Origin of the sequence: Pseudomonas akapageensis (assembly GCF_011355085.1) — a bacterium.
In the GTDB taxonomy this organism is placed as follows: Bacteria; Pseudomonadota; Gammaproteobacteria; order Pseudomonadales; family Pseudomonadaceae; genus Aquipseudomonas; species Aquipseudomonas akapageensis.
Map to the genome: position 1 here is coordinate 81790 of NZ_VXCP01000013.1, position 14021 is coordinate 95810.

Here is a 14021-nt window from a genome sequence, read left to right on the forward strand (position 1 = left end):
TGGCTGTGGAGCCGCCTGTGGATAACCTGAGCGAAAGCCCGTTCAGGCCTTACAGGCTCTGCCCTGCAGCGTGCTGTACGTTTTTTGCTCACTGCCTTCCTGCATTCGCCTCAGGTACAATCGGCGGCTTATTTCCGCTACTTGCAGCCCGCCATGACCCCTACCATACCCCTCCGCTCTTCCCACGTGATTGTCATTGGTGGCGGCCCGGCCGGCCTGATGGCGGCAGAAGTGCTGAGCCTTGCGGGGGTGAAGGTCGACCTGTACGACAGCATGCCTTCGGTAGGACGCAAGTTCCTCCTGGCGGGCGTGGGCGGCATGAACATTACCCACTCCGAAGCCTACCCGGCGTTCGTCTCCCGCTATGCCGAACGGGCTGATCGAATTGCGCCCCTGCTCGAAGACTTCGATGCCGAGCGCCTGTGCCAGTGGATTCACGGCCTGGGCATCGACACCTTCGTCGGCAGCTCCGGAAGGGTCTTCCCCACCGACATGAAAGCTGCACCGCTGCTGCGAGCCTGGCTCAAGCGCCTGCGCGATGCCGGTGTAGTTATCCACACCCGCCATCGCTGGCTCGGCTGGAATGACGACGGTTCAATGCGCATCGCTTATCCACAGGGCGAGTTGGCACTCAAGGCCGACGCTGTGGTGCTGGCCTTGGGCGGCGGCAGTTGGGCACGGCTGGGGTCCGACGCGGCCTGGCTGCCCTGGTTGCAGGCAAAGGGTGTCGCCGTGAAGCCGTTGCAACCGGCCAACAGCGGCTTTGAAGTACAAGCCTGGAGCCCTTTGCTGCGCGACAAGTTTGCCGGCGCGCCGCTGAAGAACATTGCCTTGAGCCTCAAGGACCAGCCGCCACGACTGGGCGAATGCGTGCTGACGTCTGGCGGGTTGGAGGGCAGCCTGGTCTATGCCCTGTCGGCGCAGATACGCGAGCAGATCAACCTGACCGGCAGCGCCACGCTGGCCCTGGATCTATTGCCAGGCAAGCCTGTGGATAAAATCGAAGCGGCCTTGAACAAGCCACGCGGTTCACGTTCGATGGCCAAGCACCTGCACAATCAGTTGGGACTCGATGGGGTGAAGGCAGCCTTGTTGCGTGAGTTGACCAGCAAAGAGACCTTTGCCGATGTGCAGCAACTGGCCAGGGCGATCAAGGCGCTGCCGGTGACACTGGTACGCCCGCGGCCTTTGGACGAGGCAATCAGCACGGCAGGAGGCGTGGCGTTCGAGGGGCTGGATGAACGGTTGATGCTCGAGCAGGTGCCGGGGGTGTTTTGTGCGGGGGAGATGCTGGATTGGGAGGCGCCGACCGGGGGGTATTTGCTGACGGCGTGTTTTGCCAGTGGGCGCAAGGCGGGGTTGGGGGTTTTGCAGTGGTTGCGGCGGTGAGCCGTTTTACGGCCGTGACACGGTCGGCGTAGCCGCTGCCGCAGGCTGCGCTCGACCGCATCGCGGTCGCAAAATCGCAAAAATTATGGCTTGCGCTTACGCGGCCCCGTATTGAACACCGGCACCTTGCGCACCGGCTTGACCGCCGGCGTCTCGGCCACCGTGTCCCCGCTGTCCATCCACCGTCCCAGGCTTTTCTTGCCGCCGGATTCCTTGGGTTTCTTCGGCTTCTTCGGCTTCTTCAACACCTGGCCCGTGGCATCGGTCAGCGGTACCCGGTGCTCCGGCACGAAATCAGGCTCTTCGTGACGCGGCAACGTCTTGCGGGTTAGCATTTCAATGGCCGAGAGCAATTGCACTTCATCGGCACACACCAGTGAGATCGCTTCGCCGGTCGAGCCTGCACGGCCGGTACGACCGATGCGGTGGATGTAGTCCTCGGCCACGATCGGCAGGTCGAAATTGACCACCAGTGGCAAGTCTTCGATGTCCAGACCACGCGCAGCCACGTCGGTGGCCACCAGGATCTGCGTCTCGCGCGCCTTGAAACTGTCCAGCGCCCGTTGGCGCGTGGCCTGGGGCTTGTCGCCATGGATACCGTCGGCATTCACGCCCTGGCCTTGCAGGCGTTCGACCAGTTGATCGACCCCGTTGCGGGTCTTGGCGAACACCAGCACCTGTTTCCAGCGTTGCTTGCGCAGCAGGTGGCTGAACAGTTCGGGCTTGCGTTTCTTGTCGACCGGCACCACCCACTGCTTGACGGTACTGGCCGCTTCGTTGCGCGGGCTGACTTCGACACTCAGTGGATCATCGAGCATTTGCCCGGCCAGCAATCGAATCGGGTCGGAGAAGGTCGCGGAGAACAGCAAGGTCTGGCGCCGCTTGGGCAATGCGGCGTAGATATCGCGCAGCTCTTCGGAAAAGCCCAGGTCGAGCATGCGGTCGGCCTCATCGAGCACCAATGCCTGCAACTGGGAAAACTTCACGGCGTTCTGCCGGTACAGATCGAGCAGACGCCCAGGGGTCGCCACCAGCAGGTCGACGCCCCTGCGCAGCTTCATCATCTGCGGATTGATGCTGACGCCGCCATAGACCGCGTAAGTGCTCAGCGGCAAGTGTTCGGCATATTCCTGGATATTGGCATGCACCTGTTCGGCCAGCTCGCGGGTCGGCACCAGTACCAGCGCACGCACCGAATTGCTGGCGACCTTGGCCCCTTCCATCGTCAGGCGTTGCAACAGCGGCAAGGCAAAGCCGGCGGTCTTGCCGGTGCCGGTCTGCGCGGCCGCCATCAGATCGCGCCCGGCCAGCACGGCCGGAATCGCTTGCGCCTGCACCGGGGTCGGCGTGTTGTAGCCAAGGGTTTGCAGGGCGCGCAGCAAGGGTTCAATCAGGCCAAGTTTGGCGAATGTCATGGAAATACCATCAAAGGAGTTCAGCAATGCGCGCAGTTTACCTTGTCCGCAGCTCTTACTGCTTGCGCCATTGCGGCAGACCGATCAACACCACCGCACCGATGATCACCGCCATGGCCAGGCATTCCGCGACGCCGATCTGCTCGCCGGCGAATACGATACCCAGCAAGACCGCCACGGCGGGGTTCACGTAGGCGTAGCTGGTCGCTGCCGCCGGGCGCACATTCTTCAGCAGGTACCCGTAGGCACTGAAGGCCAGGATCGAACCGAAGAACACCAGATACGCCAGTGCGCCCCAGCCTGCCGCCGTTGGCATCTGCACCATGCGCTCGCCACTCAGGCCACTGCCGATCAACAGTGCGACGCCACCGACGAGCATTTCCGCTGCGCTGGCCATGGGCCCCTGAGGCAACGGCAGGTGTTTGCTCCAGATCGAGCCAAAGGCCCAGGATGCGGCGGCGAACAGGATCATTGCGGCCCCCAGTGGACTGGACTGCAGGTTCGAGCCCAGGTTGAGCAAGGCGATACCGACCAGCCCGAGCACGATCCCGGCCCATTCCAGACGGGTATTGCGATGCCCCCAGAACAGCCCGAACAGCAGCGTGAACAACGGCACCGTCGCCACCGCCAATGCCGCCACGCCCGAGGCGACCCCGATATGTTCGGCCACCGTCACCCCGCCGTTGCCGCAGCTGAGCAACAGCACACCGATCATCCCCGCTGCCTTCCACTGCGGCCAGGTGGGTGCCGGCACGCCGCGCCAGCGCAAAAAGCCATACAACAGGGTCCCGGCAATCACGAAACGGATCCCGGCCATCAGCAACGGCGGCCAGGATTCGACGCCGATGCGAATGACCAGATAGGTCGAACCCCAGACCAGGTACAACGCAAGGAAGGCGCCGATCAACACCAGCGGAAAACGACGAGAGGGAGGCATGCAAAGCTCTGAGCAATTTATTGGGGCAGTAGTGTAGAACGGGTGACGGCAAGAAAAATTTAGCCGCGATGACGTTTGAGCGCTTCACCGATCTTCGCTGCCGGCACCTTTTGCAGGCTGCACAGCAACTGGTGCGAGACCGCGCCCAGGCCGTGGGTCTGGCGCAATTCGGTAGCCAGGTGCTGGGCCAGGTTGGCGGCCATCTCGGCATCGGCCATGGCCCGGTGCGCCTTGCCGGTGTCGGGCAGGTTGGCCCAGCGGGTCAGGGTGCCGAGCTTGTGATTCGGTGCGCCGGGCATCAGCCGCCGCGCCAGCAGCATCGAACAGGCAAAACTCTGGCTGCGGCTGCGCTTGATCTGCGCCAGCTCGAAGTCCCAGAACTTCTGGTCGAATGAGGCGTTGTGCGCCAGCAAGGGCGTGTCGCCGACAAACTCGGCCACTTCATTCATGACCTGGGCCACGGGCGGTGCGCTGCGCACCATCGCGGTGGTGATACCGGTCAGACTGGCGACGAAGCCAGGCACCGGCACGCCGGCATTCATCAGGCTCTGGTAGCGCTCGACAATGCGCCCCTGCTCGAGCATGACCACGGCGATTTCAGTGGCGCGGCAATGCGCGCCCGGGGAGATTCCGGTGGTCTCGAAGTCGATGACGGCAATACGTTCCAAACGGCTAAAACCTCAAAAAAAGACTTAATTTTTCAACAACAAGGCGCCTTCAATCGGCACATAGCGGGTGGCAGCGCGAATCAGCGAGTTGGCGGTCAGGCCCGGAACGCCATAGGCCACCGCTTCAACGCCATGCTTGCTTATGATGCGCTCGAGCAAGAGGTCAAAATCGCCATCGCCGGAAGCCAGCACCACTTCATCGACGTGATCGGCGGCGTCCATGATATCGATAGTGATGCCCACGTCCCAATCGCCCTTGGCCGATCCATCGCTGCGCTGGATATAGGGCTTGAGTTTGACCGTGAAGCCCAGGTTGCGCAGGATCTGCTGGAATTGCTGCTGCTTGCTGTCGCCGCGATCGATGGCATAAGCGTAGGCCTCTACTATCTGCCCGCGCTGACTGATATCGGCCCACAAGGCCGCGTAATTGAAGTGGCAGCCGTAAGCCTGACGCACGGTGTAGTAGAGGTTTTGTACATCGGCGAACACTGCTATTTTTTTCACCGCACATCCTCTCTGGCGCCGAGGCGCTCCAGCTGGCCGCTGATACTCAGGGCCGATTCGGCGCCCAGTATGCCAGCCTCAAGGTCTGTACTGTGAAAATCGGGTGCAGGAACTGCACCCGAACGTCGGTAAACGGATCAGACGTAGGAGTCGTCGTCCGAGAAAAAGCCACCATCATCGCTGTAGCCGGTCTCCATGAACCCGCCTTGATCGTTGCCATACGAATCATTGCTGGTGAGGCGCTGTTCATCGTTGCCCCAGCCATTGCCGCTGGCCGGGCTCGGTTCTTCCTTGATGACTTCGACCACTTCCTGAGGTTGCGAGTGATGGTTGAACAGGCTGCTGATGCCCTGTGCCAGCATCACGCCACCTGCCACGCCGGCTGCCGTTTGCAGGGCTCCCCCGAGAAAACTGCTGCCAGCCCTGGCCGGTGCCGCGGCTGCAGGCGCTGGTGCATAGCCCTGCTGCGGCGCTACGCCGGACTGGCTGGCGAAGGAGTTGGACGGCTCGCGCCAGCCGCCTCCCGAAGAGGCCGGGGCAGGCGTCTGGCGTGGGGCAGGCTGAGGCTCGCGGGTACCGCTGCCGAAGATGCTCGAAAGAAAACCGCCGCTGCTCGGTGTTGTCGCGGCCACCTGGGCCCTGGCCTCGCTCAAGTCTTTTTGTAACTGCTTGTTTTGCTCGTCGAGCCGTTTGAGTGCGGCTTCCTGCACCAGGATTGCCTGGGCCATGTAGTAAGCCGCACTCGGTTGCTGGGCCAGATGCTCCATGATCCGCGCCTGGGCCTGGGCGTCACGCGGGGCCGATTCCGTTTCTGCCTGCTTGAGCCGGGCAAACAGTCCATCGATCAGGGTTTGTTCTTCGCTGTTCATGGCGACCTCTCAGATTGCCGGGAAAAACCGGGGCGGCGCTGCAATACGCCGGATATGCACAGGTTAATGGGGGTGCCCCCGGCGCTTTCAACACAAGACCGCATGAAACATTTGTCATGCCCGATCGGCCCTTGCGGTTGGACCGCTTCGGTGCATGGGCTAAAGTGTCGGCCTGCTCTTTGCCTACGATATCGATCGATGAACCCGTTAAGTGTTTTGCGTGACTCCCTGTATTTCTTTCGCCGCAACCTGGCGAGCATCATTCAATTGTGCCTGCCGTTGGTCGTGCTCGAATCGGTGTGCAAGCAACTGATCGATCAAGCCATCGGCGCCGAAACCTCGCCGGCCTACGACGTATTGGTCGGCCTGCTGTTCTACCCCCTGTATACCGCAGCCCTGATCCTCTTTCTCGATGCCCGCAGCCGGGGCCACGAGCCGCAGAAGCGCGACCTGCTGGCCACGGCCCTGCGCCTGTGGCCGACCTTCGCATTGCTGGCGGCCATGAGCACGCTGCTGATCATGCTCGGCGTCTCGTTGTTCGTCCTGCCCGGTATGTGGGTGATGATCAAGCTGGTGTTCGCCGAATACCTGCTGGTACTGCGCGGCCTGACGCCACTGGCGGCCATGCGCGAGAGTTTCCAGCTCAGCCAAGGGCATTTCTGGCGCATCCTGGTGTGCATACTCAGCGTGCTCGCGCCCCTCTGGTTGCTCGATGGCCTGAGCATGATGGTCTACCCGGAGCCGCAGACACCTGCACTGGCCCTGGTGCTCGACAGCGTCAGCAGCTTCCTGCAATTGTTCACCAGCGTGGTGTTGTTTCGATTGTTCATGCTGATTGCCGAACCCGTTGCAGGCAGCCCTGCACAATGACCGCTCTAGTCGGCTATGCTCGGGGCATTGTGCATCACTAAGCCGAGCCGATGACCCGACTATTGCGCACTACCCTGCTGGTCATTCTGATCCTCGCCGTTTCGCTCTGGCTGCTGGCCTGGAATCTCACCTGGCACCCCGAAGAGCGTGAAGCGGTGCCGGTCGCCTGCCGCACCCAGGCGCCGCTGCTGGTGCCAGGCCAGGCGCTCAAGGTCATGACCTGGAACGTCCAGCACCTGGCCGGCAAGCGCTACGTGTTCTGGTACGACCTGGACGATGGGCGCGGCCAGGATGAACGCGCCACCCCTGAAGACCTCGCCTACAACCTCGACGAAGCGGCCCGGGTAATCCGCGCCGAGCAACCGGATATCGTCCTGTTGCAGGAACTCGATAATGGCGCCAAGGCCAGTGACTATGAAGACCAGCTCGCCCTGCTCCTGGAGCGCGTGGTGGACATCTATCCCTGCTCGGCCCAGGCCTACGACTGGAAAGCCGAGTTCATTCCCAACCTGCACATTTTCGGCAGCGTCGGACGCACCCTGGCGACCCTCAGCCGCTACCAGATCAAACAGGCCGAACGCTTGCAGTTGCCCCGGCCAGACAACAACCCGCTGACCAACCTGTTCCAGCCTCAGCGTGCGCTGCTCAGCAGTTACCTGCCCTTGCGTGACGGTGGTCAGTTGACGGTCATCAACACCCAACTGGACAAACATGCCCAGGGGCGCGATATCCAGCTGCAACAGATCCAGACCCTGTCCGCCTTGCTGGACAAGCTCGAAAGCCAGGGCACGCCCTGGCTGGTCGGCGGCGATTTCAACCTGTTGCCGTTGGGCCAGTATCGCCGGCTCGCACCCGAGCAGCGCGGCCGTTATGCGGAGGACAGCGAGCTGCATCTGCTCTGGGACAAGTACCCGATGATCCCGAGCAATGCCGAAGCCAGCGGTGCCGATCGCGCCGACTGGTTCACCCACTTCCCCAATGATCCGGAGCTGAAAGCGCCGGACCGGACCCTCGACTATCTGTTCCATAGCCCGCGCATCAAGCGCGTGGCCGCCGAAGTTCGCCAGGAAGACACCTTGCAGATCTCCGACCACTTGCCGCTGCTGGCGCAGTTCCTTCTGCCCGCTGCGCCCTGAGCCTTACTTGCGTGGCTTGGCGCGTGCCGTGGCTTCGGCCACCAAGGGGTCATCCGGCCAATAGTGCTTGGGGTAGCGCCCCTTGAGATCTTTCTTCACCTCGGCGTAGGTGGTCCGCCAGAAGTTCGCCAGATCCTGGGTGACCTGCACCGGACGCCGCGCCGGCGACAACAGGTGCAGTTTGACCTCCTGGCGCCCACCGGCAATCCGCGGGGTCTGGGCCAGGCCGAACAGCTCCTGCAGGCGCACTGCCAATATGGGTGGCTGCTCACTGTAATCCAGGCGAATCGACGAACCCGAGGGCACCAGCAGATGGGCCGGCGCCCACTCGTCCAGGCGCTGGGGCAGCGGCCAGGGCAAGTGATTGCGCAGGATCGAAGACAAGTCCAGCTGAGCGAAATGACTGAGCCGGGTCACCTTGCCCAGATAAGGCTGCAGCCAGTCTTCCAGGCTCGCCAGCAAGGCCGTATCACTGACATCCGGCCACTCGCTGTGCTGTCCGGCGCTGAGGTCGAGCTGACGCAACAAGGTCACCCGTGCCTGCCACTGGCGCAGCTCGGGCGTCCAGGGCAGCAGCTCCAGCCCCTTGCGCCGCACCAGGTTGAGCAATGCCCGAGTCCGGGCGGACTCATCCAGACCGGTCAAGGGTTCGCTGCTCAGGACCAGTTCGCCGACCTTGCGCTGACGCTCGGCGCGCAGCACGCCTTCGCGTTCGTCCCAGTCCAGCAGGTCGAGGGTACTGACCTGTTCGGCCAACACGCCATCGAACAGTGTCGGGTCGAATTCGGCAGCCAGATAGATACGCTCTTCGCGCTGGCCCTGCCGGCTGCCCAGGTCGGCAACCACCAGCCAGGGTTCTTTCATCAAGGCATCGACGTCGCCAAACTGTGCCGCTCGGCCATTGGCCAGCCGGTACTGGGCACCACCGGCGCCACGTTGCTGGGCCACCCGGTCTGGATAGGCCAGGGCCAGCAAGGCACCGAGCCAGCGCGGGTGATCGGGATCGGCGACGGCCGCCGTGGCCTTGCCGCGCAAATACCCTCGGTATTGCCGCGCCAATTGCCGGGCCCGCTGCACGCCACCCTGGCCGCCCCGGGCAGCACGGCTTTCGCCGCTGAGCAAGGCCAGCCGACTGTGCAAATCGGCGCCAGCACCCCGCAGGATATCGCGCTCACCCAACAATGCCGCGACATCGCAGGCCATATTGGCCAGGCCCAGGTCCTGTCCTCGCAACAACAGATGAGCGATGCGCGGGTGCGCCGGCAACTCGGCCATGGCCTGGCCATGGGCCGTCAATGTGTTGTGCGCGCCGGGCGTCAGGGCACCCAACCGCGTCAACAGGTCCAGTGCCTGGGCGTAGGCCGCAGCCGGCGGCACATCGAGCCAACGCAGCTGCATCGGCGTGACGCCCCAACGCGCGAGCTGCAGGGCCAACCCGGCCAGATCGGCCTGGAGGATCTCGGCACTGCCGTAGGCGGCCAGTTGTTCGTGCTGGGCTTCGGACCAGAGTCGATAACACACCCCGGGCTCCAGGCGCCCTGCCCGTCCGGCACGCTGGGTCGCACTGGCGCGGGAGATCCGCTGGGTGTCCAGGCGTGTCATGCCGCTGCCCGGATCGAACCGTGGCACCCGCGCCAGCCCTGCATCGATCACCACGCGCACGCCATCGATGGTCAGGCTGGTCTCGGCGATATTGGTGGCCAACACCACTTTGCGTGTACCTGGCGGAGCCGGTTCGATGGCCGCGCGCTGGGCACTCAGGTCCAACTCGCCATGCAAGGGGCACAATAAAATATCGGAGCGTTCGCCCAGGGATTCGAGCAGTTGTTGGTGAACCCGACGGATTTCCGCCTGGCCGGGCAGGAACACCAGCAGGCTGCCAGGCTCTTCGTCGAGCGCCTGCAAGACACAGTCGATCACACGGGGCTCGATATATTCCCCAATCTGAAACGGCCGTCCCCAGCGCTGGGTCACCGGGTACATGCGCCCTTCACTGCTGATCACCGGCGCGTCGTCGAGCAGGCTCGACAGTCGTTCGCCTTCCAGGGTCGCCGACATCAACAGGACTTTGAGCGGCTGTTGGTCACGGAACAGTTCACGACCATTGAGTGTCAGGGCCAGCGCCAGGTCGGCATCGAGGCTGCGCTCATGAAATTCGTCGAAGATCAGCAGGCCGACACCTTCCAGCGCCGGGTCTTCTTGCAGGCGCCGGGTCAGGATCCCTTCGGTGACCACTTCAATGCGCGTGGCAGGGCCGACCTTGCTCTCCAGACGGATGCGGTAGCCCACGGTTTCACCGACCTTTTCCCCCAACTCGCTGGCCAGGCGCTCGGCCGCTGCACGCGCCGCCAGCCGCCGCGGCTCGAGCATCAGAATGGATTGCCCGGCCAGCCAGGGCTCATCGAGCAGGGCGAGCGGTACGCGGGTGGTCTTGCCTGCGCCGGGGGGCGCTTCAAGCACCGTTTCATGACGCTCGGCCAAGGCTTGGCGCAATGCAGGTAGAACGGCATCAATCGGCAAAGAAATCATGGTAGTCCTCAAACAATCCGCCAAGTATAACGGCGAACCGCGCCTGCCCTATCATGGTCTTCACTGTAAGGGCGGGCCCTTTGCCTGTATCGTTGAGACCCTTCAACATGGAGATTTACATGCGTATTCCTTCCCGTGTAATAGGTAGCGTTCTGGTCGCTACCCTGCTGACCCAACTGACTGCCTGCGGCACGCTGTTCTGGCCTGACCGTCGCGGCCAGATCGAAGGCAAGATCGACCCCGTGGTCGCCGCCCTGGATGCGATCGGCATTCTGTTCTATGTCATTCCCGGCCTGATCGCCTTCGCGGTCGACTTCGCCACCGGCGCGATCTACTTGCCCGGCGGCACCACCGCCCAGATCGCACCGGAAAAACTGCAGGAAGCCATCGGTGTCGACGGCAAGGTCGACAGCAGCAAGCTGCAGGCAATCCTGCAAAGCGAGCTGGGCCAGCGCCTGCCGCTCAACGACCCGCGCCTGATCCAGCACAAGGGCAGCATCGAGCAATTGGCCATGTACGGCATCAAGCCTGCGGCCTGATCCATGATCGAACGCGCCGAACACGAGCGGCTGCTGCGCCTGGCGACCCGTGCTTCATTGGCGATCGCCAGTATCCTGATCATCGCCAAGGCCATCGCCTGGTGGCTGAGCGGCTCAGTCAGCCTGCTGGCCGGACTGACCGACTCCTTGCTCGACGGCGTCGCCTCGTTCATCAACCTGCTGGCCGTACACTACGCCCTGCGACCGGCCGATGACGATCACCGCTTTGGCCACGGCAAGGCCGAAGCCCTGGCAGGCATGGCCCAGGCATTGTTCATTGCCGTGAGTGCGGTGCTGATTGGCACACAGGCCGTCAGGCGGCTGCAACACCCAGAGCCACTGGGGGATGCCGGGATCGGTATTGCAGTGATGCTGCTCTCGCTGGCATTGACCGTCGCCCTGTTGTTGCTCCAGCACAAAGTCATCCGCTTGACCGGCTCGACAGCGGTTCGCGCCGATTCACTGCATTACCGATCGGACCTGTTGCTCAATGCCAGTATTCTCGTTGCCCTGCTGCTGGCGTATTTCGGCTGGCCGCAGCTCGATGCCTGGTTCGGCCTGGGGATCGCCCTGTACATTCTCTGGAGTGCCGTGCAGATCGCTCGCGAAAGCACGGCCACGTTGATGGACCAGGAATTGCCCGAAGATGTCAGCGAACAGATGATGCAGCTGGCCTGCAGCGTACCCGGCGTGCTGGGGGCACATGACCTGCGTACACGGGTGTCGGGGAGTCATTGGTTTGTTCAGTTGCACCTTGAACTGCCAGGGGATCTCACGCTGACGGTCGCCCATGGTTTGTGCGAACAAGTTGAGGCGGCGATCAACAGCAAGTATCCGCGGGCCGAGGTACTGGTGCATGCGGATCCGCAGGAGGTCGTAAAAAAGTAGCCCTCGTACCCTCGTTCCCACGCTCCGCGTGGGAATGCAGAGTGAGACGCTCCAGCGTCGCCCCGCCGAGCCCGACGCGGAGCGTCGCCGGAGGCATTCCCACGCGGAGCGTGGGAACGAGAGGTGTAGGGGGTCAGTTAACGCTGTAACCCCGCCCACTCAAGCAAGCCCCCAGGGCCCGCCGATAATTGTCTGCCACATAAGCCGGTGGCGCATAGGTCGCTGCCGCCGGATCGAAACCGCTTTGCTCCACCGCCCAGCGATGGCAATCATAGCGATCCTGATCAACCTGCTGCGGCGACTGGCTATAGGCCGGGTAGGCAATCACGTCATAGCTCCTGCTGACCGGCACGGGCGCAGGCGCCACGGCAACCGGTGGGTTGACCGGCACGGGCGCAGGCGCCACGGCAACCGGTGGGTTGACCACCACATATTCGCGGCTGTCGTTGAGGTACTGGTAATAGGTGCCGGCGGCGAGGAAGAACAGCGCACCACCGATCCACACTTCACTGGCATAGGGCGGCAGATAGTTCACCCGGATTCCCCGGGGTGGCGCGACCACGACATAGCGCGGGCCCTGTGGTCGGTACCAGTAGCCCCCGGAATAGAAGTAGTCATTGCCATGGTATGGCACGCGCATGTGCTGATCGGGGAAGCGGTCTATCTCATGCCCGGGACGATACTGCGGCCCAGTTCCCCAGCCATTGCCGTGACCCTCGGGGCGGCCATCCCAGCGATCGTCGTGGCGCTGCCCCGGCCCGCCGGCCTGCCAGTGCTGGTTGGGATAGTTGTTGCGGGGAATATCCTGGTAATAGCCCTGCCGGGGCTGCTGGGTCTGGCGTACTTCATCGGGCTTGCTTTGCAGAGGCGATGAACCGCCGTGCTCGCCTCGGCCCGAATGATCATCGGAGTAGCCATGCTGGCCATTCCCGCCTGAATGTCCTCCCTGCTGATCCTGTGGGCCTTGTCCTTCGGCCAGGGTTTGAGCGCTTACGCTCACACAGAGCAAACCAACACCTGCCAAACGCCAGATGCGCGACTTCATGCTTTTCCTCGCGGGATTGGGGCTTACTGATCAAGACTGAGAATCCGCAATTCGGTTCTCTGTCCACTCTATCAGTCCGATATCGGCCGGCAGATGAAAAATCGCAGACAATAAAAAAGGGAGGTCTGAAAGACCCCCCTTCGAAAACTTCGTCCGTGCTCGACGCTTTTGACGTCGGCTCACCTCACGCCGTCTTCTGGACAGTGTGTAGCCCGGGGGCCGACACAACCCTGTTGGGTTGCTGGCCGCAGCTTGCCTGATTCGGCTAGCTGCACTGGACTCATGTCCGGGCAGTGATTCTGGTGATAATAATAGGGCGGACACCCCGACACAGGATTGCGAAGATTGCTCATTCAAACACCACTTGCGCAATTTTTAACTTCAGATAGATAATTTAACGCAATAGAAACGACATAGGCCCAATCCGTGAGCAAACTCGACCGTTACGACCTCAGCATTCTTGCCGAATTGCAGCGCGATGCCCGCATCTCCAATCAGGAACTGGCCGAACGCATTGGCCTGTCGCCCTCGCCCTGCTCGCGCCGGGTCAAGCAGCTGGAGGACGACGGCTATATCTCCCGCCAGGTGGCCCTGCTCGACCGCAAGATGCTGGGCCTGAGCCTGACCGCCTATGTGATGATCGGCATGGACCGACACACGCCGGAGCGTTTCGAGAATTTCGAAGCCAAGATTCGCAGCCTGCCCCAGGTGCTCGAATGCAACCTGGTGACCGGCATGGAAGCGGACTATCAACTCAAGGTGGTGGTACCGGACATGGACCACTATCAGAAGCTGCTGCTGGGCCACCTGACCCGTATCGAAGGGGTCACCAGCGTGCGTTCGAGCTTTGTGCTCAACCAGGTGCTGTCGAGCACCGAGCTGCCCTTGACCCATTTGCGCACATGACGACAGGTCATGCACGCCCGGCCGGCACAGGCGTATAATCGCGCCCGCATTGCCTGTCTGGAGAAGTTCGATGGATCCTGCAGTATTTGAAGAGTGGATGATGACCAGCCTGGTCACCATCCTGATTGGCTTCATGGGCTTTATCGTCTGGGATTTGGCCAAGAAGTCCAAAGCCGGCCGGTTCGGCACCTTTATCCTGTTTTTCGTCCTCGGTCTGGGCATCCTCGCTTTCGTCATCAAAAGCGTGGTCATCGGCTACATCGAAGGCGTCTAGGTTCTGTTCGAAAAGTAGCCGAGCGCAGATCAGGCAAGGCAAAAACAGGCGA

14 protein-coding genes are annotated in these 14021 nt (G+C 62.5%); 7 read left to right on the forward strand and 7 right to left on the reverse strand.

Features of this window, described 5'->3' with window-relative positions; translation table 11 throughout:
* The first annotated feature begins 153 nt into the window (after positions 1 to 153).
* A complete protein-coding gene (locus F2S13_RS10480; RefSeq protein ID WP_166360407.1) occupies positions 154 to 1389 on the forward strand; it encodes a TIGR03862 family flavoprotein in 1236 nt (411 codons plus the stop codon).
* A gap of 83 nt (positions 1390 to 1472) precedes the next feature.
* Here F2S13_RS10480 and rhlE1 read toward each other — a convergent pair whose 3' ends face one another.
* From rhlE1 to F2S13_RS10505, 5 genes are all read right to left on the reverse strand, one after another.
* Positions 1473 to 2804, reverse strand: a complete 1332-nt coding sequence (rhlE1, locus tag F2S13_RS10485; protein ID WP_166360408.1) for an RNA helicase RhlE1 — start codon at positions 2802 to 2804, stop codon at positions 1473 to 1475.
* 55 nt (positions 2805 to 2859) lie between these two features.
* Positions 2860 to 3741: a drug/metabolite exporter YedA gene (gene yedA / locus F2S13_RS10490; RefSeq protein WP_166360409.1), complete on the reverse strand. Its 882-nt coding sequence runs from the start codon at positions 3739 to 3741 to the stop codon at positions 2860 to 2862.
* 59 nt (positions 3742 to 3800) lie between these two features.
* Positions 3801 to 4409 carry a 3'-5' exonuclease gene (locus F2S13_RS10495; RefSeq protein ID WP_166360410.1) on the reverse strand — a complete coding sequence of 203 codons (609 nt, stop codon included), beginning with the start codon at positions 4407 to 4409 and terminating at the stop codon, positions 3801 to 3803.
* Positions 4410 to 4433: 24 nt separating this feature from the next.
* On the reverse strand, positions 4434 to 4913 hold the full coding sequence (locus F2S13_RS10500) for an NYN domain-containing protein (RefSeq protein WP_166360411.1): 480 nt from the start codon (positions 4911 to 4913) through the stop codon (positions 4434 to 4436).
* A gap of 137 nt (positions 4914 to 5050) precedes the next feature.
* Complete coding sequence (locus F2S13_RS10505; RefSeq protein WP_166360412.1) at positions 5051 to 5782, reverse strand: DUF2076 domain-containing protein; 732 nt, start codon at positions 5780 to 5782, stop codon at positions 5051 to 5053.
* Positions 5783 to 5980: 198 nt separating this feature from the next.
* Here F2S13_RS10505 and F2S13_RS10510 point away from each other — a divergent pair, with 198 nt between their 5' ends.
* Positions 5981 to 6652 (forward strand): YciC family protein, encoded by a 672-nt coding sequence (locus F2S13_RS10510; protein WP_166360413.1) that lies wholly within the window; start codon positions 5981 to 5983, stop codon positions 6650 to 6652.
* 50 nt (positions 6653 to 6702) lie between these two features.
* Complete coding sequence (locus F2S13_RS10515; RefSeq protein WP_166360414.1) at positions 6703 to 7788, forward strand: endonuclease/exonuclease/phosphatase family protein; 1086 nt, start codon at positions 6703 to 6705, stop codon at positions 7786 to 7788.
* Between the two features lie 3 nt (positions 7789 to 7791).
* Here F2S13_RS10515 and hrpB read toward each other — a convergent pair whose 3' ends face one another.
* Positions 7792 to 10317, reverse strand: coding sequence for an ATP-dependent helicase HrpB (gene hrpB / locus F2S13_RS10520; RefSeq protein WP_166360415.1), 2526 nt, complete (start codon positions 10315 to 10317; stop codon positions 7792 to 7794).
* Positions 10318 to 10436: 119 nt separating this feature from the next.
* On the opposite strand from hrpB, the gene F2S13_RS10525 reads away from it, so the two are divergent.
* Both F2S13_RS10525 and F2S13_RS10530 read left to right on the forward strand, forming a co-directional pair.
* A complete protein-coding gene (locus F2S13_RS10525) occupies positions 10437 to 10856 on the forward strand; it encodes a polyribonucleotide nucleotidyltransferase (protein WP_166360416.1) in 420 nt (139 codons plus the stop codon).
* A 3-nt stretch (positions 10857 to 10859) separates the two neighbouring features.
* Complete coding sequence (locus F2S13_RS10530) at positions 10860 to 11744, forward strand: cation diffusion facilitator family transporter (RefSeq protein ID WP_166360417.1); 885 nt, start codon at positions 10860 to 10862, stop codon at positions 11742 to 11744.
* A 133-nt stretch (positions 11745 to 11877) separates the two neighbouring features.
* Here the strand turns inward: F2S13_RS10530 and F2S13_RS10535 are convergent, their stop codons facing one another.
* The gene (locus F2S13_RS10535) at positions 11878 to 12789 is read right to left on the reverse strand and encodes a DUF6515 family protein (protein WP_166360418.1); all 912 of its coding nucleotides are present in this window, start codon (positions 12787 to 12789) and stop codon (positions 11878 to 11880) included.
* Positions 12790 to 13215: 426 nt separating this feature from the next.
* On the opposite strand from F2S13_RS10535, the gene F2S13_RS10540 reads away from it, so the two are divergent.
* Both F2S13_RS10540 and F2S13_RS10545 read left to right on the forward strand, forming a co-directional pair.
* Positions 13216 to 13695 carry a winged helix-turn-helix transcriptional regulator gene (locus tag F2S13_RS10540; protein WP_166360419.1) on the forward strand — a complete coding sequence of 160 codons (480 nt, stop codon included), beginning with the start codon at positions 13216 to 13218 and terminating at the stop codon, positions 13693 to 13695.
* 70 nt (positions 13696 to 13765) lie between these two features.
* Positions 13766 to 13969 carry a DUF2788 domain-containing protein gene (locus F2S13_RS10545; RefSeq protein WP_166360420.1) on the forward strand — a complete coding sequence of 68 codons (204 nt, stop codon included), beginning with the start codon at positions 13766 to 13768 and terminating at the stop codon, positions 13967 to 13969.
* The last annotated feature ends 52 nt before the right edge of the window (positions 13970 to 14021 follow it).